Here is a 20,210-nt window from a genome sequence, read left to right as displayed (position 1 = left end):
ACCGGTTAGGCAAGTGTCTCGATGGCGGCTGCCTGCCATCAATGGCCCGCGTTGTCGTCCGGTTCAATCCCCAATGACTTGATCAGGTCATCTGCCCGCTCATCGGCACCCGGTTCATCGGCGCGCCACCAACGGCTGGAAACACGCATGGTGTAGCGGCGCCGATATTCAGAGGGCGTGACCCCGGTGGCGCGCCGAAACAGGCGGCGGAAGGCACTGGCATCCTGGTAGCCGCAATATTCCATGACCTCAGTCAGGTCGATCAGCGTCACTTCCAGCAGCTGTTTGGCCCGCTCCACACGCAGGCGGTGCAGGTAGTCCAGCGGGGTCATGCCTTCGACTTCCTTGAAATGCCGCAACAAGGTGCGCGGGCTGGCGGTCGCGGCCTGGGCCACGCGCTCAAGGCTGTAGGGCGTCTGAATATGCTGCTGTAGCCAGTGCTTGGCGCGAAACACCACACTGTCGCGAGTTTTCACCGAGATACCGGGAAAGTTCAGGCCCGACTGTTCAAAACGCATGGGGTGATAGAGCAGCCCGTTGGTCGCAATTTGCGCCATTTCTTCGCCCGCGAAATGGCGAATCAGTTCAACCACCAAGTCGCAGACCGCCGCCGGTGCCCCGGCAGTAAAAACCGGGCCATCCACCACAACCGGGCCTTCCATCGCCATCTGCACGGCGGGGAAGCTGGACGCAAACCAGTTGGCAATCATCCACGTGACCGTGGCGCGCCGACCATTGAGCACCCCGGCGCGCGCCAACATCACAGGGCCGTTGAAGCTGGCAGCGATCACCCGGCCCTGGGAGTGGTAGCGGGCGATGCAGTCCAGCTCTTCGCTGCATTGGTCGAGCACATGGTTGAGGTCGGGGACGCTTTTCATCTGCACGCCCGGAACAAACAGCGCAGTTTGCGAGGGTCGCAAGGTTTTGCGCCCCCCGGCAGGCGACTGCATGGCCGTCATCCAGTCGGGCAGCGGCAGTTCATTACCCGCCGCATCAATAAGCCGCCAATGAAAGAACGCCCCGCGCTTGTCGGGGTTACGCATCTGCCAGAGCGTGTTGAAGGTGCGCAGAATATCGATAACGCTGAACAGCGTCCCGGCCATGCTGTGCGGGCCGTGGAGCAAATCAATACGGACGTTCATGGGCTAACCCGGCGATATTGGACTTATTGTTGGCGATATTAGCTTTACCTCTGTGCCTTGTCTGCCAGCGCCACTTGCCACACCTCCCTCGAACCTTATCCCTGCCAGTTCAAAGCAGCCGGACAAAGCCCACGCCAAGCGCTGCGCGGGCGGTTTACCTCGTGTTTTGGCTGGCGATATTGGCCCTATCGCTGTCGGTATTCGCCGTATTACCGCCCGACCTTGGGCGATAGACTGAAAACGCCTGGCATCCCACAAAAACAAAACGAAGGTAGTGCTCAGTGAACACAACAATAAGAAAAGCGTGGGCCAAGGCTGGCAAACCCGTCATGACGGGACTCTCCACAGCGCTGCTCAGCGCAGGCATGACAGCCCCGGTATCAGGGGGCGAACGGGTGTTCGGTGATTTGCGATCCGGGCTCGGCCCAGGAATCGAATGGCAGCAGGACGACACCCGCCTGACCGTTAAAGGCGCTGTGAAACTGGGCACAGTGCGGCGCATGGACAACCCGAGCCACCGCCTGACCAGCACCGAATACGGCATGAACCTGTTCAACGACGGCGACCTCAACTACAAGCGCGGCGATGCCGTGTCGACGTCGCTGGAAACCTACCTGCAAGCCGACCTCAGCCACCGCAACCTCGGCGTGTTTGTCAGCGCCAAAGGCTGGTACGACTACGCACAAAAAAACCAGGACGTGGACTATGGCAGCGTCCCGAACGGCTATCGCTCCGGCAAACCCTTGAGTGATGACGGTTTCGACTCGCTGGCGCGGTTTTCCAACGCGGTCATCGACGATGCCTATGTGTATGGCAACTTCCAGCCGGGCGGGCATGACCTGTTGGTCCGGCTTGGCGATCAGGCGATCCCTTGGGTGACACCGACCACCATAGGCGGCGGCCTGCAGGCTGTGAACGCATTCGACTGGGCCGCCGCCCGGCGCAGCACCTCGATTGCCGAAGCCCGCACCGTGGCGATGCCCGCGCTTTACGCCAAGCTGGCCCTGACCGACAACCTGAGCGTCGATGCTTTTAATCAGTTTGAGTTGCGCCCCAATGCCTACCCCGGTTGCGGCACGTTCCTGTCGACCAGCGATTACGCGCAACCCGGATGCAACCAGTTTTTACTCAACGGCAGCATCCTCAGTTCGCTGGCCGGCCGGCCGATCTTTACCCCGGACGGCCAAGCCCTGAACAACCCCCTGGACAGTGTGGCCCGTGGCCCCGACCATCGGCCCAGCGACAACCAATACGGCGCTGGCCTGCACTACTTGTGGGACAACGTCGGCATGTTCGGCTTGTATTTCGCCGACTACACCAGCCGCGATGCCATCACCCAAGTGGTGCGCACAGGGCCCGGCGTGCTGACACCTCCGGCCGCCAACCTGGGCCAGGCCACACCCACCGGCGTGGCCGCGTATTACCAGCGCGCCTTTGCGACCCATATCCGCCTGTACGCGCTTAACTTCAAGACCCGGCTCCCGGACGGCACCGGGATTTATGCCGAATACAGCTACCGGCCCAACCAGCCCATTGCCTGGAACGGCTCGGACTTCATCACCGGTTTGCTGGGCGGCAGCGGCCCCTTTGCGTACCTGACTAAAACCCCGACCGGCTATTTGGCGCCCGGCTATGACCGCTTTCGCGTCAGCCAATTCAACCTTGGCGCCAGCCGTCCGTTCGGCCACGTGTTGGGCGGTGACATGAAGCTGTCGGCCGAAGCCGGGTTCAAGTATGTGCATGACCTGCCGGACACCGACGAGCGCCGCTACGGCCGCCCCGGGTTTGGCAGCGCGCCCTACGGCGAGAACGCGAAATGCACGGGCCCGGCGGCTAAATGCTCAATGGACGGGTTTGTCACACCGTTTTCCTGGGGCACCCGCGCCAAAGCCGAAATCCACTATAAAAATGTGTTGCCGGGGCTAGATCTGACGCCTTCGCTGGCGGTGCTCTATGACGTTAAAGGGCATGCCTATGACGGCGTGTTTTCCGAAGGCCGCTACGCGCAGGTGCTGGGCGTACAGGGCGAATATCAAAAAACCTACACCTTCAACGTCAGCTACCTGAACACCGGTGGCGGCGATTACAACCTGGTCGCCGATCGCAGCATGTTTGAGGCCAGTGTCGGCATCCGCTTCTGAGCGCCCCAATTGAAAAGGCCATCCCCATGCACTCATTGACCGATAAACGCCGCCCGCTGGTGGTCGCACTGCTGATGACCGTGGTCATTATCAGCGTGCTGGATAAAACCATTTTTGCCTTTGCCGGCCCGCAGATCATTGACGAACTCAAGCTCACCGCCGAGCAGTTCGGCTTTATCAGCAGTGCGTTTTTCTTTTTGTATTCGATCTCCGGCGTGCTGGTGGGCTTTGTGGCCAACCGCATGCCCAGCCGCTGGATCCTCTCAGGCATGGCCCTGGTGTGGATGACTGCGCAATTGCTCGCGGCCCTGTCCACGACGTTTATCAGCCTGTTGGCCAGCCGCGTGCTGCTCGGTGCCGGTTGCGGGCCGGGCACCGCCGTCACCCAGCACGCCTGCTTCAAATGGTATGCCACCCGCGAGCGGGTCTTGCCGGCCGCGCTGATTCAGGTGGCAATCATGCTCGGCGCCATCGCCGGGGCGCTGGCCTTGCCCAAATTGATAGAGCATTACGGCTGGCGCACAGGGTATGTACTGCTGGCCGGTATCGGCCTGATCTGGCTGCTGCTGTGGCAACTGTATGGCCGCGAAGGGCAGCACGATGACACCAAAACCGCCAACGGCGAGGCCTTGCCGACGCTGCCTTATGCCCGCTTGTTGCTCAACCGCACCTTTGTCTGCATCACCTTGGTCGCTTTTTGCAGTTACCTGCCCAACGCCCTGCTCTACAGCTGGCTGCCGACGTACCTGCAAAAAGGGTTGGGCATGACGCCGATGCAATCCGGTTACCTGGTACTTGCCACCACCCTGGGGGTGATTGCCATCAACCTGCTGGTCTCAAGCCTGGCCCAACGCGCCATGAAACGCGGCGCCAGCATCCGCAAGGCGATGGTGGTGCCACCGCTGCTGGCCTGCCTGATTGCGGGCGTTGCGTACATCGTCATGGGCTTTACCACCACGGCCCTGACCGTGACGCTGGGCTTGTTCTTGCTGGGCAGCATTCTGCTCAACCTGTTGTCTGCGTTTGGTTTCAGTATCGTTGCCCACATCGCACCGGCCCGCCAACGCGGCAGCATGCTGGCCATCCATATCGCCTTGATGACCACGGCCGGCATGCTCGCGCCCCTGGTGGTCGGGCAAGCCATTGGCTGGCAGCACGGCGATCTGGTGAACGGCTTCGAACTGGCCATCGGCCTGTTTGGCATCACCCTGTTGGTCTTCAGCGTACTTGGGCTGCTGTTGATCGACCCGGAGCGCACCCGTCGCGAGCTCAATGCCAACACTCCCCTTGCAGGTTTACCGGCCGCCAGCCCGGCCTAGCCTGCGCGTCATGACACCTCCCGACTTTGCATAGGAACTGCTTGATGGACTTATCCTGCTTTTCACAGAGCTACGCCCAAGCGCGGCAAAAATTCCTTGAGGCCTGCTCCAATGCAGATCTCAAGGTGGAGTCTCACCTTCATCCGCTGGCCGGTAAGGAGGGAGAAGAACTGGCCATTGATGTGGCGCTTTCAGGCTCGCCCTGTGCGGCCAACTTGCTGGTCGTGAGCAGCGGCGTCCACGGTGTTGAAGGCTTTTGCGGCTCGGCGGTGCAAGTCGATCACCTGCGTGACCGCAACTGGCTGCATGACAGCCACCGAGAGAATGTGGCCGTGTTGTATCTGCATGCGCTCAACCCTTATGGCTTCTCTTGGCTGCGCCGGGTCAACGAAGACAACGTCGACCTCAATCGCAACTTCAGTGACTTCAGCCAGCCGCTGCCCGCTCATTCCCCTTACCGCGCCCTCGCCTCGTGGCTGGTGCCAAAGCGCCAACCGCCGACGCTGCTCAGCACCCTGGGGCTGGCGGGTTACGCCTTGCGTCACGGGCCTAAAGCGCTGCAAACAGCCATCACCAGCGGCCAGCACATCGACCCGCGCGGTCTGTTTTTTGCGGGTACTCAACCCACCTGGAGCAACCTGCAACTGCGCCAGATCATCCGCCGCCTGGGCAGCCATTGCCAACGCATCGGCTGGATCGACGTGCACACGGGGCTCGGCCCGTATGGCGTGGGCGAGCGCATTTACAAAGGGCACACCACCTCAAACGACATTGCCCGGGCGCGCGAATGGTGGGGGCCGCAGGTCACCTCCAGCGAAGACGGCTCGTCGTCCTCTGCCGTGCTCAACGGCACGCTGGACCTGGCCGTAATGCAAGAGTGCCCGCTGGCCCAATACAACGGCTTGACCCTGGAATACGGCACCAAACCCGGCCCGGCCGTGCTCAACGCACTGCGCGCCGATCAATGGTTGCAGAACAATCCACAGGCTAATGACACCCAACGCACTCAAATCAAGCGACAACTTCGCGATGCCTTCTACATTGATAGCGATGACTGGAAACGACGCGTGCTGGAACAAGCGCGAGAGGTCACGGCACAGACCCTCAAAGGGCTTTCCATGACGTAGCAATCTGCGCCGTCGATTGAGTCACCCCTCAAGACAAAAAGGATATTCAGGATGAATGCATATTTGATGGAAGCGTTAAGACAGATCATGCAACAGATCAAGACCACACTTGATGAGCATGGCGATGAGATCACCACCACCCTTCAGCGTGTGGCGCTGGGGGAGTTAAAGCCGGTCGAAACGCTCACCCCCGAAGAGCTTGAATGCGCGCGCGAGCTGTTTGGCTGGGTGGCGCAACATGACCCGCTGAAGGTCTGGGCCAAGGTTGGGCCGCTGTTGCCGGAACTGATCGGCTCGGCCGCAGACATCGCCCTGGATGAGATTTTTGTCGATCCGGGGTTTGGCGAGTTGCCGCCTTCGCTTAAAAAACTCAAGGACAAGCGCACCCTGGCAAGGCTTGGCGTGCTGTTGGCGAGCTACATCTGCTATGACCAGTTCCACTACCCGCAGCCTGAAACCGGGGTATACAACATTTCGGGCAGTGCATTCGAAAAGCTCAAGTGGGTGTACCGGTACTGGTTCAATCAACTGGAAGTCGCTGAAGTGGGCTCGGGCCTGGAAGCGTTTTTCGCGTCCCAGCGCTTAGAGTTTTTCAACCTGACCGACCCGTCGCCGGACGCTGACAGCACAATTGCTTCGGTGTCGGTGTCGTGCGCCGGGGATTTGCTCGCGGTGGATGTGCTGACACCCGAAAACACCGAGCATTTGTTCGATGCGATCACCGACTTTTACAGCAGCGCCGACATTGTCAGCGCCAACCTCGAATCCACGGTAGATAAAAACCAGGAGCCTGGCCGTAACCAGCAGCCCGGCGAACCGGCGCGGATGAACACGTCCGAGGCCATGTTCGACAAGTTCCGCCACGAGGCCAAAATCAACTTCTTCAGCACCGCGACCAACCACGCCATGGACTATGGCGAATCGGGCGTGCTGGCCACCCTCGACGTGCTCAAAAGGTCGGGTGCGCTGTATGCCGGTACGGCCGCCAGCCAAGCCGAGCAGAACGAGGTGGTGATCTTCGAAAAAGACGGCATCAAAGTGGCGCTGCTGGCCTACACCTTTGACCTCAACGGCCACTTGGTGCCCGAGGGCAAGTCTTACCTGGCCAACGAAGTGCGCTTTAACGATGTAAACCCGCCGCCTGATTACACCCTGATCAAAAAGCAGGTCGCGGCGGCACAGGCCAAGGGCGCGGACTGGATCATCGCTTACTGCCACTGGGGCTGGGAGTTCGAGATGTACCCCCACGTCAACATCGTCGATGCCGCGCACAAGGTGATTGAGTGCGGCGTCGACACGATTCTGGACAACCACCCGCATGTCAGCCAGCCCGCGCAGTTGATCCCGCGCACCGGCAAACAGGACGCGCTGGTGATCTACGCGTTCGGCGACTTTGTGAGCTACCACCCCGACAGCCGCAACTCCAAACTGGCCTACAGCGTGAAGTTCAACATCGGCAAGGTGAAGGGCTCCACCGGGTTGTTCAATTTGCAGGCGTTGCCGCTGTATATCGTCAATCAGAAACTAAAGCCGGAGGATCCCGAAGATGACCGTTTCAACTGCCGCATCGTCAAGTTCTTCGACGTGCTGGAAAGGCCGACTGAGTTTGGCCTGACCGAGCTGGAAATAAGCCAGCTGCCGCACCTGCGAGACAAAGTGTGGAACGACATCCTGTCGCCGCTTTCGAGCATTGCCCAGCGTTTTGACGCGTAACGCCCTCCCCTTATAACCACCTATCTGTAGGAGCGAGCTTGCTCGCGATCTTTTGATCTTAAAAGCTCGCGAGCAAGCTCGCTCCTACAGGGTCCGTGTCGTCAGAAAAAAATCTCTCGCCGCACCAACTGTCATATCCCCTTGAAAATTCGAAAGATCGCGAGGCAAGCTCGCTCCTACAGATAGGTTTTGGCCTGTATTTACGGACAAAACAACTGAAAATAATTTCAGTAAAGCACCAAACCACTATTGAAGATCTTTTCAGTATTGCCTAGCATTGCCTCAGCCTGACAAGAATAAATCGAGGTGTTGCTGTGCCAGAGTCAAAAGATCGAACCTATTGGCTCGACAAAGCCCAAACGCTGCCCATTGAAGGCCGGGCGTTTATTGATGGCGCTTATGTCGATGCCCAAAACCGAGCCACGTTTACCTCGTTCAGCCCCATCGACGGCGCGCCGTTGGCGTCTGTGGCGCAGTGCGCCAGTGCCGATGTCGACCTGGCCGTAGCCGCTGCCCGTCGCAGTTTTGAAGCCGGGGTGTGGTCGGACCTTTCTGCCCGTGAACGCAAAGCGCTGCTGCTCAACTGGGCGCAGTTGCTCGAAGCACACACCCAAGAGCTGGCCTTGCTGGAGTCTCTGGACAGCGGCAAACCCATCGCTGACACCTTGGGCGGTGACCTGCCCGGCACCCTTTATTGCCTGCGCTGGTTTGCCGAACTGATCGACAAGGTGCACGGCGAAGTACCGGCCACCGACCCGCAGTTTTTCGGCACCGTGACCCAGCAACCCATGGGCGTTGTCGCCGCCGTTGTGCCATGGAACTACCCGCTGTTGATGGCCGCCTGGAAGTTCGCCCCGGCCCTGGCCGCAGGCAACAGCGTGGTGCTCAAGCCTTCAGAAAAAACCCCGCTCAGCGCGTTGCGCATTGCCGCGCTCGCCCTGCAAGCGGGCATCCCGGCGGGTGTGTTTAACGTGCTCAGTGGCGACGGGCACACCGGCAGGGCCTTGAGCCTGCACGCGGATGTCGACTGCATCGCCTTCACCGGCTCGGGCAAGGTGGGCCGTGAAATCGCCAAAAATGCCGCCGCGTCGAACCTCAAGCGCGTGTGGCTGGAGCTGGGCGGCAAGTCGGCCAATATCGTCATGGCTGACTGCGCGGATATCCCCCAGGCCGCCCGCTCGGCCGCCGCCGCCATTTTCGCCAACATGGGCCAGGTGTGCAGCGCAGGTTCTCGCCTGCTGGTGCAGCGCTCCGTTGCCGACACCCTGCTCAGCGAATTGCTGCACGCCGCGCAGGCGTACCAACCTGGCCACCCGCTGGACCCTGCCACCGTCACCGGCGCCATCATTGACGGCGGGCAGCTCCAGCAGATCAATCAGTACCTGGACATTGGCCGGCAAGAAGCCACCTTGCTGCGAGGCGGCCGCACCCTGCAACTGGCCGGGACCGGCGCGTACCTGGAACCGACGATTTTCCTGGCCAAGGACGCCTCGGCACGCATCGCCAACGAAGAAATCTTCGGCCCGGTATTGGTGGTGATTGTGTTCGACACGCTGGACGAAGCCATCGCCATCGCCAACCAGACCGAATACGGCCTCGCGGCGGCGATCTGGTCGTCTGACATCAGCACGGTCCACACGGCCACGCGCCGTTTGAAAGCGGGCACCGTGTGGGTCAATTGCTATGACGAACTGGTGGACATGAATTTCCCGTTCGGCGGTTTTAAAGAGTCGGGAAATGGCCGGGACAACTCGGTTCACGCGCTCAGCAAATACACCGAGTTGAAATCCACCATCCTGCGTTGCCGTTAAGGTGAGTCCTGTGCAAAACACTCTTTCAGCGTTACTCCCACAAAAGTGGACCGTGCCATTGCCGATGGAATACGGCCCCGGCGCCCGTCATGAACTGGCCGCCCTGTGCAATCAATTCGGTATCTCGCGGCCCTTTATCATCACCGACCAAGGCTCGTTGAACCTGCCATTCGTGGCCGAGTTGCAGCACGCCTTGAACGCTGCGGGCCTGGCCTGCGGCCTGTACGGCGGCATTGAGCCCAACCCGACCGACAGCACCATTGTTGCCGGTGCGCAGGCTTATCAGGCCTGGGACGCCGACGGCATCATCGCCCTGGGCGGCGGCAGCGGCCTGGACGGCGCCAAAGCCATCGCGTTGATTGCCCGCCAACAGCGTTGCGAGCTGTGGGCCTTTGATTTCGATCAGCCGGTGCCCGCAGGGTTTCGTGCGCAAGACTTCCCGCCGGTCATCACCCTGCCGACCACCGCAGGCACCGGCGCCGAAACCGAAAGCACGGCCATGGTCACCGACACCCGACGCGGCATCAAAGGCTGTGTCTGGCACCCGCTGGCGCGTCCTTCAGCGGTCATTCTGGACCCGGAACTGACCCGCAGCCTGCCCGCCAACCTCACCGCCTGGACCGGTTTCGACGCCATCATCCATGCGCTGGAAGCCTACTTTGTGCCCACCTTTAACCCGCTGAGCGACGGCGCGGCGTTGCAGGCGCTGGACTTGCTCTGGCACTCCATCGACACCGCCGTGCAGCAAGGCCAGGACCTCGAAGCACGGGGCAAAATGCTCATCGGTTCGTGCCTGGCGGGCGTGGCCTTTCTCAAGGGCCTGGGCCTGGTGCACGCGCTGAGCCACATGGTGGGCGCGACCTACAACACCCATCACGGGCTGACCAACGCGATTATTTTGCCGGTGGTGCTGCGCTTCAATCAGGCCGAAATCAGCCCGCGCCTCAAGCCCGTGGCGCAGGTGCTGGACCTGCCCGATGCCGAATTTGAAACCTTCTACACCGCCATCTGCGCCAAGCTCGACAGCCTTAACATCCCAAAATCCCTGGCGGAACTGGGTGTGAAACACGCTGATATCGACGCGCTGGCCACCAAGTCGCTCGGCGACCCCGCACGTTTGACCAACCCCCGCGACAGCTCCCTTGAGCAACTCAAGACCCTGCTGGCACACGCCATCGACCACGCTCGCGACTGATGACCTGACACACCGAAATCCTGCTTTGTCGTGTAACCACAATAAATAAAAAAGGTGCCACCGCGATGTCTGACTCTACCCAAGCTGCGTCCAAAGGACGGCTCAATCTTGAAACACGCTCCATCGACTATGTGCCGCTGGCCGAGCGGCACGGCAAAGCCTGGCACTTGTGGCCGATCTGGTTTTGCGGCGAAGCCCACTTGACCACCCTCGCGGTGGGCATCATCGGTGTGGGCATGGGCGCCAACCTGTTCTGGTCGGCCATCGCCATCTTTTTCGGGTGCGCATTCGGCACATTGTTCATGGCCGGGCATTCCACCCAGGGCCCGCAAATGGGCCTGCCACAACTGATCCAGTCCCGACCGCAGTTCGGCTATCTGGGCGCGCTGCTGGTGTATGTCGTGGCCATCGCCACGTACGTGGGTTACAACGCCTTCAACCAGTTGCTGGTCGGGCAAACCCTGCACGAGCTGTTCAACGCACCGGAACACGGCTCGGCCATTGCCTTCTCGCTGCTGGCGATTGTCATGGCGATTGCCGGGTACAACACCTTCCACAAGGTGCAGCGGTTTCTCGCGTTTGTGCTGATCGCGGTGATGGTGGTGTTCACCATCGGGCTGTTTTTCTTCGTCAAACTGCCTGCCGAGCAATTGAGCATGTCGGGCTTCAAGGCCACGCCGTTCCTTGCGCAGTTCTTTGTCGCCGCCGCATACCAGTTGAGCTGGGCGATTTACGTGTCGGACTACTCGCGGTACTTACCGGCCAATATCAGCGTCAAATCGTCGTTCTGGTGGACCTACATGGGCGCCATGATTGGCGGTGTGTGGATGATGCTGATCGGCGCCCTGGCTGCGGCCTTGAGCCCTGGGCAGAACCTGGCCAAAGGCTTGGTCATGCTGGGGAACACGCTGTTCAGCGGCTTTGGCGAGATCCTGTTGATTCTGGCCGTGCTCAGTTTGGTCACCAGTGCGGCGCAGAACTTTTACGGCGCATCGATCACCCTGCTGAGCATCGCCGACACGGTTAAAAGCCAGACCTCAACGTTGCTCAAACGCATCGTGTCGATGCTGATCGTGGGCGGCACCGCCATCGCGATCGCCATGACCGCGTCGGATAACTTCGTGAAGGACTTCGGTGACTTCCTGGCGATCCTGCTGTACCTGTTCACCCCGTGGACGGCCATCAATTTGGTGGACTTCTACAAGGTGCGCCACGGCAAGTTCTCGATCACCGAGATCTTCAAGCCCAACGGCATTTACGGGCGCTGGAACTGGCGAGGCATCGGCGCTTACGTCGCAGGCTTTGTTGCCATGTTGCCGTTCTCCAGCACCGGCCTGTACACCGGCTACGTCACCACCCTGCTCGACGGTGCGGACGTGAGCATGATCGTCGGGTTGGTCGTTTCGGGCGTGGTGTACTGGTGGCTGTGCCGCTCGCAGAACATCCAGCAGGAACTGTCGCAAATCGACCATCTGGACAAGGACCTCGAAGCCGGTTTACCCGCCCACTGATCACCGCGTGCACGCGGTTCACTGCCTGCCACGGGCCGTGAACCGCAACCGCGACTAATTCCTGCCACTCGCCCGACAAAAAGTTGCTAAATTGGCGCCCTGTTTTTAAGCGTCGATTTTAGTGTCGGAGAATGGATGAATGAGTGGTGACGCCGCAGTGCCTGAGCTCAAAAAGCGCCGAACCCGCATAGACCCGGAGTTGCGACGCAAGGCGATCATCGAAGCCACCATGCAATGCATCACGCAGTACGGCCACAGCGGCTGCACGCTGGAGCGAATCTGCGCACAGGCGGGTATTTCCATTGGTTTGATCGGCCATCACTTTTCCAGCAAAGAAGAGCTGATGCTGTCGACCTACCAGGCGCTGACCGACCAGCTACGCGAAGAAACCCGCAAATATTTGGCCAACCAGAACGGCTCATCCGAAGACCGCTTGCTGGCGATTATTCGCTCCTCGTTCCGGGGGCAGATCTTCAACGAATTCATCCTCACCACCTGGCTGGGTTTCTGGGGGGCGGCGGTGTCGTCAGAGCAACTGCGGGCGCTGAACAAAAAGCTCTACGCCGACTACCGCAAAGAACTCGAAGCGGTGTTCAACGACATCGCCCGCGAGAACGGCACCCACATCGACGCCAAAAGCGCGGCCCTGACCATTACCGCCCTGATAGACGGTTTTTGGCTGGAATGGGCCCTGGACCACAAAGCCTTCAGCTCCAAAAAAGCCGAAAAATGCTGCATCACTACCGCGCAGATGTTTGTGAAAGCGGCCCAACCGCTCACCGCTATGCCTCCTACAGGGTGAACGGCCCCTCACAATCAGCCATTTCGTACGACGCTTCCCTTTCAATCCGGGGAAACATCCTAGAAACTTCCGTTCGCTTGTGCCTGTGCCATTCGGGGAATAGTCTCGGCCCATCGCTGCAAATCAGCGGTTGGGTTTAGTCGCCCGACGTGTCACACGGCGCATGGCGCCACCTCCGCGAGGCCCTTTTTTTCGGCCTGCGTTTTATGGTGGCCGTGCGCAGGGCGCCCTTCGTGGCGCGCCGGTTTTCCGTGTGACCGGTCGACTAACCTGCGCATGGCTGCCACCCATTCGTTTAGTCGCGACAGGTGACAGCTCCTTATGTCCACATGGAGTTGTTCCTATGAAAAAAATTGTTCCTGATCCACCCGTTTCTCCTTCACAAGATGCTGCTCAGTGCGAGGCACTGTCGTTAGACCGTGCGGCCACCGAACGCGCCCTCGATTACTACCTGCACGACCATAAGCCTCCACGGCACGTGGATCAGGCCACGTATGCCATCCCGGACAGCGTCAATTTAGAAGCGGCTTTGGCCCAGGCGTCAGACTTGTTGCGCTGCGCGGGCGCTTCGGCGAGTGAGGCGGGGAATGGCTTGAGCGGGCATTCGCGCAGTTTGGTGTTGTCCTGCATGCACTTGGTGGAGCTGGCCAAGGCGTATGTGGACAAGTCGCTGGATGGTTTAACGACGCACTAAAGCAGCACGCGCCTGAGTGCAAGCAGGCGCGTTAATTTGAATTCATCGTCAGCGCTTACGCGGCGCTAATAACTCCGAACGCCCAATTTGCACTCGCCCACTTTCTGGCGCTCGGGGCCCTGAAAAACCTGCCTCTGTGATAGCAACCTCAAGCCCACGAAATTGCGGCGCTGAGCGCGCACTTCGCAATGACTCCATGCCGTCATTCCAGGCATGCACCATCTGTTTTGCCACATCACGCCAGGCTGGTTCGTTTTTGGCGGCCTCGATGACTTCTTTGCCGACGGCAACTGCGGACTCACACAGTTGTTCAACCATGGCCGTGTACTGACGTGGCGAAATACTCAAGCGAGCATTAAAAAAGGTTTCGAGCGTACGACCCGGCGCCCAGACTTGCCTCCCCCCGACTGACAGGCCAGGCGGACTACCGGCAAAGCGCGGGTAGGCTTGAGTAGTAACTACGTCATAGATCGGCGTAAAGGCTACGTCATCTCGGGAGGTGTAATACAACGCTATGTTCTTGGCATGGCAATCCGCGTTGCGGACAACATAGTTAGTCAGAAGATGCCAGCCAAGATGCTCACGCTGCTCGCGCAGGCGCTCAGCGGGAATATAAGCCCGAGTGGCATTCCACACCCGCTCGGTGGTGGTCGCATATTTCTCGTGAGGCGCAAGACCCAAAAGTCCGCAGGCATCTTCAAGTCCGTAACGCGGCACGCCCTGCTCATCGACATCAAAACGGTCCACCACCAGTACCCGACCGTCTTCAGACATGCGACACGTTGCAACCGGCACAACGTTTAAACGCTCCAGCACGCGCATTGTGAAGTACTCGTTGAAACCCAAATACGGCGTCGTTTCATCCGAACCTTTAATAATGTGAAAGCTGGTGCGTAACGTAGGCTTACCCAGTGGCAAGGTCTCTGGCGCCGCGTCTTGGGCAATGAACTTGGGGACTACCCCTGAAATCGCTGCACGTGCATAACGGCGCGCCAATGCTGAAAAATGCTCGGTTGTATTTTCAGCAGTCAGGAGTTGCTCTATTTCTAAAGGCTCCATTTCATTGCCAGGCAACACCCCCTCGGGGGTAACCGTCACCCGTCCGATCCCTGCACCACCGATGACCGCTAACAATGACAAGTCTGTGCCATCAAGCAACGGCCCGAATTCTTCACGGATAACACCCAGCAAATAACCTTCAGGCAGGTTCTGGCGAAAGAACGGGAAAAGGTCTCGAGGCCAACGCCAAGGCTCTTCTCGCACGGGCAGTGCCAAGCTGACAAAGTCCTGCGTGCTAATACCGGGGAGGTATTTCAAAACATACTCATCGCGCTCTCGATAGAGTTTGGCGACGGTTGTCCCGCTGACGTGTACATCGAGCATCATGGTCCTGACACTCCTGAGCGCTGCTCGGCCAGAATGTCCTCAACGGTTCGCATATGCCCGGCCTTAACCAGCTTCAAGTCATACCCTGCCGCCTCCAGTAGCCGAACAAGTGCTGACACACTCATGTCGCCCTTGGCCAGGGTTTCCATACGCGCGACTGTCGAGCGCGATACACCCGCGCGGTGAGCCAAAGCCTCTTGGCTCAATCGAGCTTCGCTGCGGGCTTGTTTAAGCATTTCGGCGATATCGTACAGAGTAGACATTTGTAGCCCTCGGGCATCAAAAATAGCAATGACAGGCTTAAATGTAGCCCCAGAGATACAAACCAACAAGTTCTTATCTGCTCATCGCTGTAGCCCTTGAGCATCAAAACAAGCTAAATCTGCTGATTTTGTAGCCCTGGAGCACCATGGCTGTGTAGTCGCTGTCGAGGCACTAAGGCTGCGAGGGCAGGTGGTGAGGCGGGGAATGGTTTAAGCAGGCGCGTTAATTTCAAAGGCTTTTCTGTAGGAGCGAGCTTGCCTCGCGATCTTTTAAAAGATCAAAAGATCGCGAGTGACAGCCTGTGGGTTTAACGGAAGACTAAGCCGCCGTCGATCAGCGGGGCTTGGCCGGTCATGTAGTCGGCGTCCGGGCTGGCCAGGTAGGCGACGAACGCTGCGACGTCTTCCGGGGTTTCGGCACGGCCCAGGGCGATGCCGTTGACGAATTTATCGTAGGTGGCGCCAATCGGCGCGCCGGTGATTTCAGACATGCGTTTGTCGATGTCGACCCACATGTCGGTTCCGACCACACCCGGGCAATAGGCGTTGACGGTGATGCCGTGTACCGCCAGCTCTTTGGCCGCCGCCTGGGTCAAGGCACGGACAGCGAATTTGGTGGAGGAGTAAACGCCCAGCAAAGCATAGCCTTCGTGGCCCGCGATGGAGCACGCGTTGATGATTTTGCCGGTGCGTTTAAGCGCCTGGAATTTCTCGGCCGCCGCCTGAATGCCCCACAAAGTGCCCTGCACGTTGATGCGGTAGATGCGTTCGATTTCTTCGGCGGTCACGTCCAGCAGCGGCTTGACCTGCGAGATACCCGCGTTGTTGACCATGATGTCCAGCCCGCCCAGCGTGCTGTGGGCATGTTCAACGGCCTGGAAGACTTGTTCGCGGTCACCCACGTCCGCCACAAAGGTGCTGGCTTTGCGGCCCAGCACCTGGACCTCTTCGGCCACGTGGCGCAGCTTTTCCGGGTTGAGGTCGACCAGCGCGATGTCGGCGCCTTCTTTGGCCAGACGCAAGGCGATGCCACGGCCAATGCCTTGTGCCGCGCCGGTGATCAATGCAACTTTTCCACTGCGTTTCATTCGTTGGACTCCTTTCAACCGTTAGCAAGATCAGCGGTCTGAACCATAGCCCAGACCGCTGGCGTGTCTATTGATGCAGCGCACGGTCTCTGGCCGCCAGCACGGCTTCGTGCATGGCTTCGCTGAGCGTCGGGTGGGCAAAGATGACCTCGCTGAGCTCCGCGTCGGTGGCCTCCAGCGCCTGGGCGATACCAAAGCCCTGGATCTGTTCGGTCACGTGCGGGCCCACCATGTGGGCGCCCAGCAATTCACCGGTTTCACTGTCAAAAATGGTTTTCACAAAGCCGGTGCTTTCGCCCATGGCCAGCGCTTTGCCGTTGGCCTGATAGTCGAAACGGCCGACGCTGATGCTGTGGCCTTTGCTGCGCGCTGCCGCTTCGGTAAGCCCCAGGCTGGCGACTTCGGGCCGGGCATAGGTGCAGCCGGGAATGCGGCTTTTGTTGAGCGGGTGCACGCCGTCTACGCCCGCCAGTTTCTCGACGCAGATCACCCCTTCATGGCTGGCTTTGTGCGCCAGGCACGGCGCCCCCGCCACGTCGCCGATGGCATACAGCCCGGCCACGCTGGTGCGTGACCACGCATCGGTTTTGATAAAGCCTTTGTCGAACTCCACGCCCAGCGCTTCCAGGCCCATGTCTTCGGTATTGGGTTGAATGCCCGCCGCCAACAACACTTGCGCCACGTGCACGGTCTGCTCGCTGCCATCGCTGAGGGTGAGCCGGCATTGCAGCGCGCCGACTTCACCTTGTACCGCGCTGACTTTGGTTTGGGTCAGCACGCGAATGCCGCGTTGTTCGAACTCGCGCTGCACCAGGCTGGCGACGTCGTGGTCTTCGACCGGCATGATTTGCTTGGCCACTTCGACCAGCGTCACTTGGCTGCCGAGGTCGCTGTACAGGCTGGCGAACTCGACGCCAATGGCGCCCGAGCCGATCACCAGCAGCGACTCGGGCACGGTCTTGGGCACGAGCGCGTCGAAGTAGCTCCAGACTTTTTGCCCGTCGGCCACCAGCCCCGGCAACGGCCTTGGCCGTGCGCCAGTGGCGAGGATGATATGCCGCGCCTGATACTGCGCCTCGCCGGTGTCGCTGGTGACGGTGACCACGCCTTTGGCGCTGACGCGGCCACGCCCGTCGATGACCTTGACGGCGTTTTTCTTCAGGAGGTAGGCAATACCCCCGGTCAACTTGCGCGACACCCCACGGCTGTGGGCCACCAGTTGGGCAATGTCGAACTGAATGTTGTCAGCGCTAAAACCGAAGGTGTCCAGGTGCTTCAAGGTGTGCCCGACTTCGGCACCTTTGAGCATGGCTTTGGTGGGGATGCAGCCCCAGTTCAGGCAGATGCCGCCCAAGTGCTGCTGCTCGACCAAGGCCGTACTCAGGCCCAGTTGGGCGGCGCGAATAGCCGCCACGTAACCGCCGGGGCCACCGCCGATGACGAGTACATCGTATTTATCGGTCATGGTGGCTCCTAGAGCATCATCAGGCTGGGGGTCTGCACCAGACGCTTGAGTTCCTTGAGGAACAGGGCCCCCAGCGCACCGTCAATCACCCGGTGATCACACGACAAGGTCACGGTCATTTGCGTGCGCACGGCGGGTTGGCCGTTGTGCGCGACTACCCGCTGCTCGCCTGCGCCAATGGCCAGAATCGCGCCTTGGGGCGGGTTGATGATGGCGTCGAACTGGCTGACCCCGAGCATGCCCAAATTGGAGATGCTGAACGTGCCGCCCTGGAACTCTTCGGGCTTGAGCGTGCCTGCCTTGGCTTTGGTCACCAGGTCGAGCATTTCTTGCGAGATGCTCGACAGGCTTTTGCGATTGGCCTGACGCACGATCGGCGTGATCAAACCACCGGGCAGCGCCACCGCCACCGACACATCGGCGTCTTTGAAGCGCAGCACGGCCTGGCGCGCTTCGTCGAACTGCACGTTGACGTCCGGCACTTTGACCAGCGCCAGGCCAACTGCCTTGATCAACAGATCGTTGACCGACAGTTTGACCGCCGGGGCCGAGGCATTGATTTCACTGCGCAGCGCCAGCAGCGCTTCAAGGTCCAGATCGGCCTGCAAGCGAAAGTGCGGCGCCGTGCGTTTGGATTCTTGCAGGCGCGCGGCAATGGCTTTGCGCATGCCGTTCATGGGCAGCACTTCGGCTTCCGGGGCCTGCTCAACCGCTTGTACAGGTGCCGCCGCCACTGGGTTTTGCGCAGCGTGGGCTTCCAGTACGTCGACCTTGCTGACCCGGCCACGGCTGCCCGTCACACGGCAGTCGTTGAGGTTAACCCCCAGCTTGGCCGCCAGACGCCGCGCCAACGGGGTGGCCACGATCTGGCTGTCATCGGCCCGCGAACGCGCAGGGCTGTCTGCCCGCTGCGCCGGTTGCAGCGTGGCGACCTTGCCGCCGTGGTCCTTCACGGTCTGCTCGATGTCGGCCACGCTGATGCGCCCGGTGGGGCCGGTGCCGGTGACACGGCTCAGGTCGATGCCCAGCTCTTTGGCCAAACGGTGGGCGTGCGGGGTGGCGAACACCGGGTCGGCGCTGGCACCGAGCAAGGCTTGCGGCACTTGCCAGCCATTGCTGGTTTTGGCCGCTGGTGCCGGTGCAGGCGCTTTGGCCGTTACGGCGGGGGCAGCAGGCGCGGAAGGTGCGGTGGCGGCCACGGGTGGTTGCTCTGGCGCAGCGGCTGGAGCCACGCCCCGCTGGGCGATAAAGGCGTCAATCTCGGCATCGCTCACCGACGCATCGGCCACCACGCCCAGCAACCCGCCCACCGGCAAGGTTTGCCCCGGCTGCGCCACTTTACGCCGCAGCACACCGTCGAATGGCGCTTCCAGCACGTTGGAGATTTTGCTGGTCTCGATGTCGCACAGTTCCTGATGCTGTTTGAAGCTGTCACCCTCTTCAATCAGCCAGTTGTTCAGGGTGCCCTCTTCCATCGACAGGCCCCATTTAGGCACCTCGATGATTTTGATCTCGCTCATGGTCAGGCCTCCATCACTTTGCGTACGGCGGCCTCGATGCGGTCGACACTCGGGATCCACGCCTGCTCCAGCACCGGCGAGAACGGCACGGGCGTGTGGGGCGGCGTGACCATGATGATCGGCGCTTTGAGCTGGTAGAACGCTTTGGTAGCGATCAGGGCGGCCAGGTCGTGGGCAAAGCCCAGACGCGCCGCCGACTCATCGACAATCACCACGCGGTCAGTGGAGGTCACGGATTCCAGAATGCCGTCTTCGTCCAGCGGCGATACGGTGCGCGGGTCGACCACTTCAACCGAGATGCCTTCGGCGGCCAGTTTGTCGGCCACCTGGTTGGCTTTGTGGACCATGGCAGCCAGCGCGATGATGGTCACGTCGGTGCCTTCGCGGGTGTAGTTGGCCACGCCGAACGGGATGGTGTACGGCTCTTCGGGTACTTCGCCCTTGATGTCGTAAAGCGCTTTGTGTTCACAGAACACCACCGGGTCGTCGTCGCGAATCGCCTGGATCAACAAGCCTTTAACGTCGTACGGCGTCGACGGCACCACCACTTTGAGGCCCGGCGTGGTGGCAAAAATATGGTACGGCGACTGCGAGTGTTGCGCCGCTGCCGAGAAGCCCGCGCCGATCATGCCGCGCACCACCATCGGCGCTTTGGCCTTGCCGCCGAACATGTAGCGGAACTTGGCCGCCTGGTTGTAGAGCATGTCGTGGCACACGCCGAAAAAGTCCATGAACATCAGCTCGGCCACTGGCCGCAGCCCGGTCATTGCCGCGCCCGCCGCCATGCCGATAATCGCCGACTCGGTGATCGGGGTGTCGATCACCCGTGCCGAGCCGAACTCGGTCCACAGGCCTTTGGTCACGCCCAGCACGCCGCCGAACGCTTCGCCCTTGCTGCCCACTTCGGCAGTACCGGCCTGACCGCCGCACACGTCTTCGCCGATCAGCACCACACGATCATCGAGCGCCATTTCTTGCGCCAGGGCTTCTTTGACCGCTTCACGATAAGTACGAATTGCCATGGTTCAACTCC

16 protein-coding genes are annotated in these 20,210 nt (G+C 60.5%); 9 read left to right on the top strand and 7 right to left on the bottom strand.

What is annotated here, in order from left to right; all coding sequences use genetic code 11:
* Window positions 1-38: 38 nt before the first annotated feature.
* Window positions 39-1,142 carry a GlxA family transcriptional regulator gene (locus GHO32_RS06215; protein ID WP_178110172.1) on the bottom strand — a complete coding sequence of 368 codons (1,104 nt, stop codon included), beginning with the start codon at window positions 1,140-1,142 and terminating at the stop codon, window positions 39-41.
* A 329-nt stretch (window positions 1,143-1,471) separates the two neighbouring features.
* Between GHO32_RS06215 and GHO32_RS06210 the strand changes: the two genes are divergently transcribed.
* From GHO32_RS06210 to GHO32_RS06170, 9 genes are all read left to right on the top strand, one after another.
* Window positions 1,472-3,283 carry a DUF1302 domain-containing protein gene (locus GHO32_RS06210; protein ID WP_256665447.1) on the top strand — a complete coding sequence of 604 codons (1,812 nt, stop codon included), beginning with the start codon at window positions 1,472-1,474 and terminating at the stop codon, window positions 3,281-3,283.
* A gap of 26 nt (window positions 3,284-3,309) precedes the next feature.
* The gene (locus GHO32_RS06205) at window positions 3,310-4,602 is read left to right on the top strand and encodes an MFS transporter (protein ID WP_048367717.1); all 1,293 of its coding nucleotides are present in this window, start codon (window positions 3,310-3,312) and stop codon (window positions 4,600-4,602) included.
* A gap of 44 nt (window positions 4,603-4,646) precedes the next feature.
* A complete protein-coding gene (locus GHO32_RS06200; RefSeq protein ID WP_153336518.1) occupies window positions 4,647-5,729 on the top strand; it encodes a M14 family metallopeptidase in 1,083 nt (360 codons plus the stop codon).
* A 51-nt stretch (window positions 5,730-5,780) separates the two neighbouring features.
* Complete coding sequence (locus tag GHO32_RS06195) at window positions 5,781-7,442, top strand: CapA family protein (RefSeq protein ID WP_153442795.1); 1,662 nt, start codon at window positions 5,781-5,783, stop codon at window positions 7,440-7,442.
* A gap of 314 nt (window positions 7,443-7,756) precedes the next feature.
* The gene (locus tag GHO32_RS06190) at window positions 7,757-9,253 is read left to right on the top strand and encodes an aldehyde dehydrogenase family protein (protein WP_368668346.1); all 1,497 of its coding nucleotides are present in this window, start codon (window positions 7,757-7,759) and stop codon (window positions 9,251-9,253) included.
* Between the two features lie 10 nt (window positions 9,254-9,263).
* Window positions 9,264-10,448, top strand: a complete 1,185-nt coding sequence (locus GHO32_RS06185) for an iron-containing alcohol dehydrogenase (protein ID WP_368668347.1) — start codon at window positions 9,264-9,266, stop codon at window positions 10,446-10,448.
* Between the two features lie 65 nt (window positions 10,449-10,513).
* Window positions 10,514-11,959 (top strand): cytosine permease, encoded by a 1,446-nt coding sequence (locus tag GHO32_RS06180; protein WP_153336521.1) that lies wholly within the window; start codon window positions 10,514-10,516, stop codon window positions 11,957-11,959.
* 139 nt (window positions 11,960-12,098) lie between these two features.
* Window positions 12,099-12,761, top strand: coding sequence for a transcriptional regulator BetI (gene betI / locus GHO32_RS06175; RefSeq protein WP_153336522.1), 663 nt, complete (start codon window positions 12,099-12,101; stop codon window positions 12,759-12,761).
* 343 nt (window positions 12,762-13,104) lie between these two features.
* Window positions 13,105-13,455 (top strand): DUF6124 family protein, encoded by a 351-nt coding sequence (locus GHO32_RS06170; protein WP_153336523.1) that lies wholly within the window; start codon window positions 13,105-13,107, stop codon window positions 13,453-13,455.
* Window positions 13,456-13,503: 48 nt separating this feature from the next.
* Here GHO32_RS06170 and GHO32_RS06165 read toward each other — a convergent pair whose 3' ends face one another.
* The 6 genes from GHO32_RS06165 to GHO32_RS06140 form a co-directional block, all read right to left on the bottom strand.
* Window positions 13,504-14,841 carry a type II toxin-antitoxin system HipA family toxin gene (locus tag GHO32_RS06165; protein WP_153336524.1) on the bottom strand — a complete coding sequence of 446 codons (1,338 nt, stop codon included), beginning with the start codon at window positions 14,839-14,841 and terminating at the stop codon, window positions 13,504-13,506.
* Complete coding sequence (locus tag GHO32_RS06160) at window positions 14,838-15,104, bottom strand: helix-turn-helix domain-containing protein (RefSeq protein WP_123751672.1); 267 nt, start codon at window positions 15,102-15,104, stop codon at window positions 14,838-14,840. Before GHO32_RS06160 ends, GHO32_RS06165 begins: the two co-directional genes overlap by 4 nt.
* Window positions 15,105-15,412: 308 nt before the next feature.
* Window positions 15,413-16,192, bottom strand: coding sequence for an acetoin reductase (locus tag GHO32_RS06155; protein WP_153336525.1), 780 nt, complete (start codon window positions 16,190-16,192; stop codon window positions 15,413-15,415).
* 67 nt (window positions 16,193-16,259) lie between these two features.
* Window positions 16,260-17,657 (bottom strand): dihydrolipoyl dehydrogenase, encoded by a 1,398-nt coding sequence (gene lpdA / locus GHO32_RS06150; protein WP_153336526.1) that lies wholly within the window; start codon window positions 17,655-17,657, stop codon window positions 16,260-16,262.
* 8 nt (window positions 17,658-17,665) lie between these two features.
* Window positions 17,666-19,177 (bottom strand): 2-oxo acid dehydrogenase subunit E2, encoded by a 1,512-nt coding sequence (locus tag GHO32_RS06145; RefSeq protein WP_153442793.1) that lies wholly within the window; start codon window positions 19,175-19,177, stop codon window positions 17,666-17,668.
* Window positions 19,178-19,179: 2 nt separating this feature from the next.
* Window positions 19,180-20,199, bottom strand: a complete 1,020-nt coding sequence (locus GHO32_RS06140) for an alpha-ketoacid dehydrogenase subunit beta (RefSeq protein WP_153442792.1) — start codon at window positions 20,197-20,199, stop codon at window positions 19,180-19,182.
* Window positions 20,200-20,210: the final 11 nt, after the last annotated feature.

It is taken from the genome of Pseudomonas sp. FSL R10-2189, assembly GCF_009600325.1.
In the GTDB taxonomy this organism is placed as follows: domain Bacteria; phylum Pseudomonadota; class Gammaproteobacteria; order Pseudomonadales; family Pseudomonadaceae; genus Aquipseudomonas; species Aquipseudomonas helleri.
The sequence above is the reverse complement of the archived record's forward strand: the minus strand, read 5'-3'. Positions and strand labels throughout refer to the sequence as shown.

What these genes read in the sequence shown, in the direction of transcription:
- GHO32_RS06160 (WP_123751672.1), bottom strand. Translation starts at nt 15,104, where the DNA reads ATGTCTACTCTGTACGATATCGCCGAAATGCTTAAACAAGCCCGCAGC.
- GHO32_RS06145 (WP_153442793.1), bottom strand. Translation starts at nt 19,177, where the DNA reads ATGAGCGAGATCAAAATCATCGAGGTGCCTAAATGGGGCCTGTCGATG.
- GHO32_RS06200 (WP_153336518.1), top strand. Translation starts at nt 4,647, where the DNA reads ATGGACTTATCCTGCTTTTCACAGAGCTACGCCCAAGCGCGGCAAAAA.
- GHO32_RS06210 (WP_256665447.1), top strand. Translation starts at nt 1,472, where the DNA reads ATGACGGGACTCTCCACAGCGCTGCTCAGCGCAGGCATGACAGCCCCG.
- GHO32_RS06155 (WP_153336525.1), bottom strand. Translation starts at nt 16,192, where the DNA reads ATGAAACGCAGTGGAAAAGTTGCATTGATCACCGGCGCGGCACAAGGC.
- GHO32_RS06180 (WP_153336521.1), top strand. Translation starts at nt 10,514, where the DNA reads ATGTCTGACTCTACCCAAGCTGCGTCCAAAGGACGGCTCAATCTTGAA.
- GHO32_RS06205 (WP_048367717.1), top strand. Translation starts at nt 3,310, where the DNA reads ATGCACTCATTGACCGATAAACGCCGCCCGCTGGTGGTCGCACTGCTG.
- GHO32_RS06165 (WP_153336524.1), bottom strand. Translation starts at nt 14,841, where the DNA reads ATGATGCTCGATGTACACGTCAGCGGGACAACCGTCGCCAAACTCTAT.
- lpdA (WP_153336526.1), bottom strand. Translation starts at nt 17,657, where the DNA reads ATGACCGATAAATACGATGTACTCGTCATCGGCGGTGGCCCCGGCGGT.
- GHO32_RS06140 (WP_153442792.1), bottom strand. Translation starts at nt 20,199, where the DNA reads ATGGCAATTCGTACTTATCGTGAAGCGGTCAAAGAAGCCCTGGCGCAA.
- GHO32_RS06215 (WP_178110172.1), bottom strand. Translation starts at nt 1,142, where the DNA reads ATGAACGTCCGTATTGATTTGCTCCACGGCCCGCACAGCATGGCCGGG.
- betI (WP_153336522.1), top strand. Translation starts at nt 12,099, where the DNA reads ATGAGTGGTGACGCCGCAGTGCCTGAGCTCAAAAAGCGCCGAACCCGC.
- GHO32_RS06170 (WP_153336523.1), top strand. Translation starts at nt 13,105, where the DNA reads ATGAAAAAAATTGTTCCTGATCCACCCGTTTCTCCTTCACAAGATGCT.
- GHO32_RS06195 (WP_153442795.1), top strand. Translation starts at nt 5,781, where the DNA reads ATGAATGCATATTTGATGGAAGCGTTAAGACAGATCATGCAACAGATC.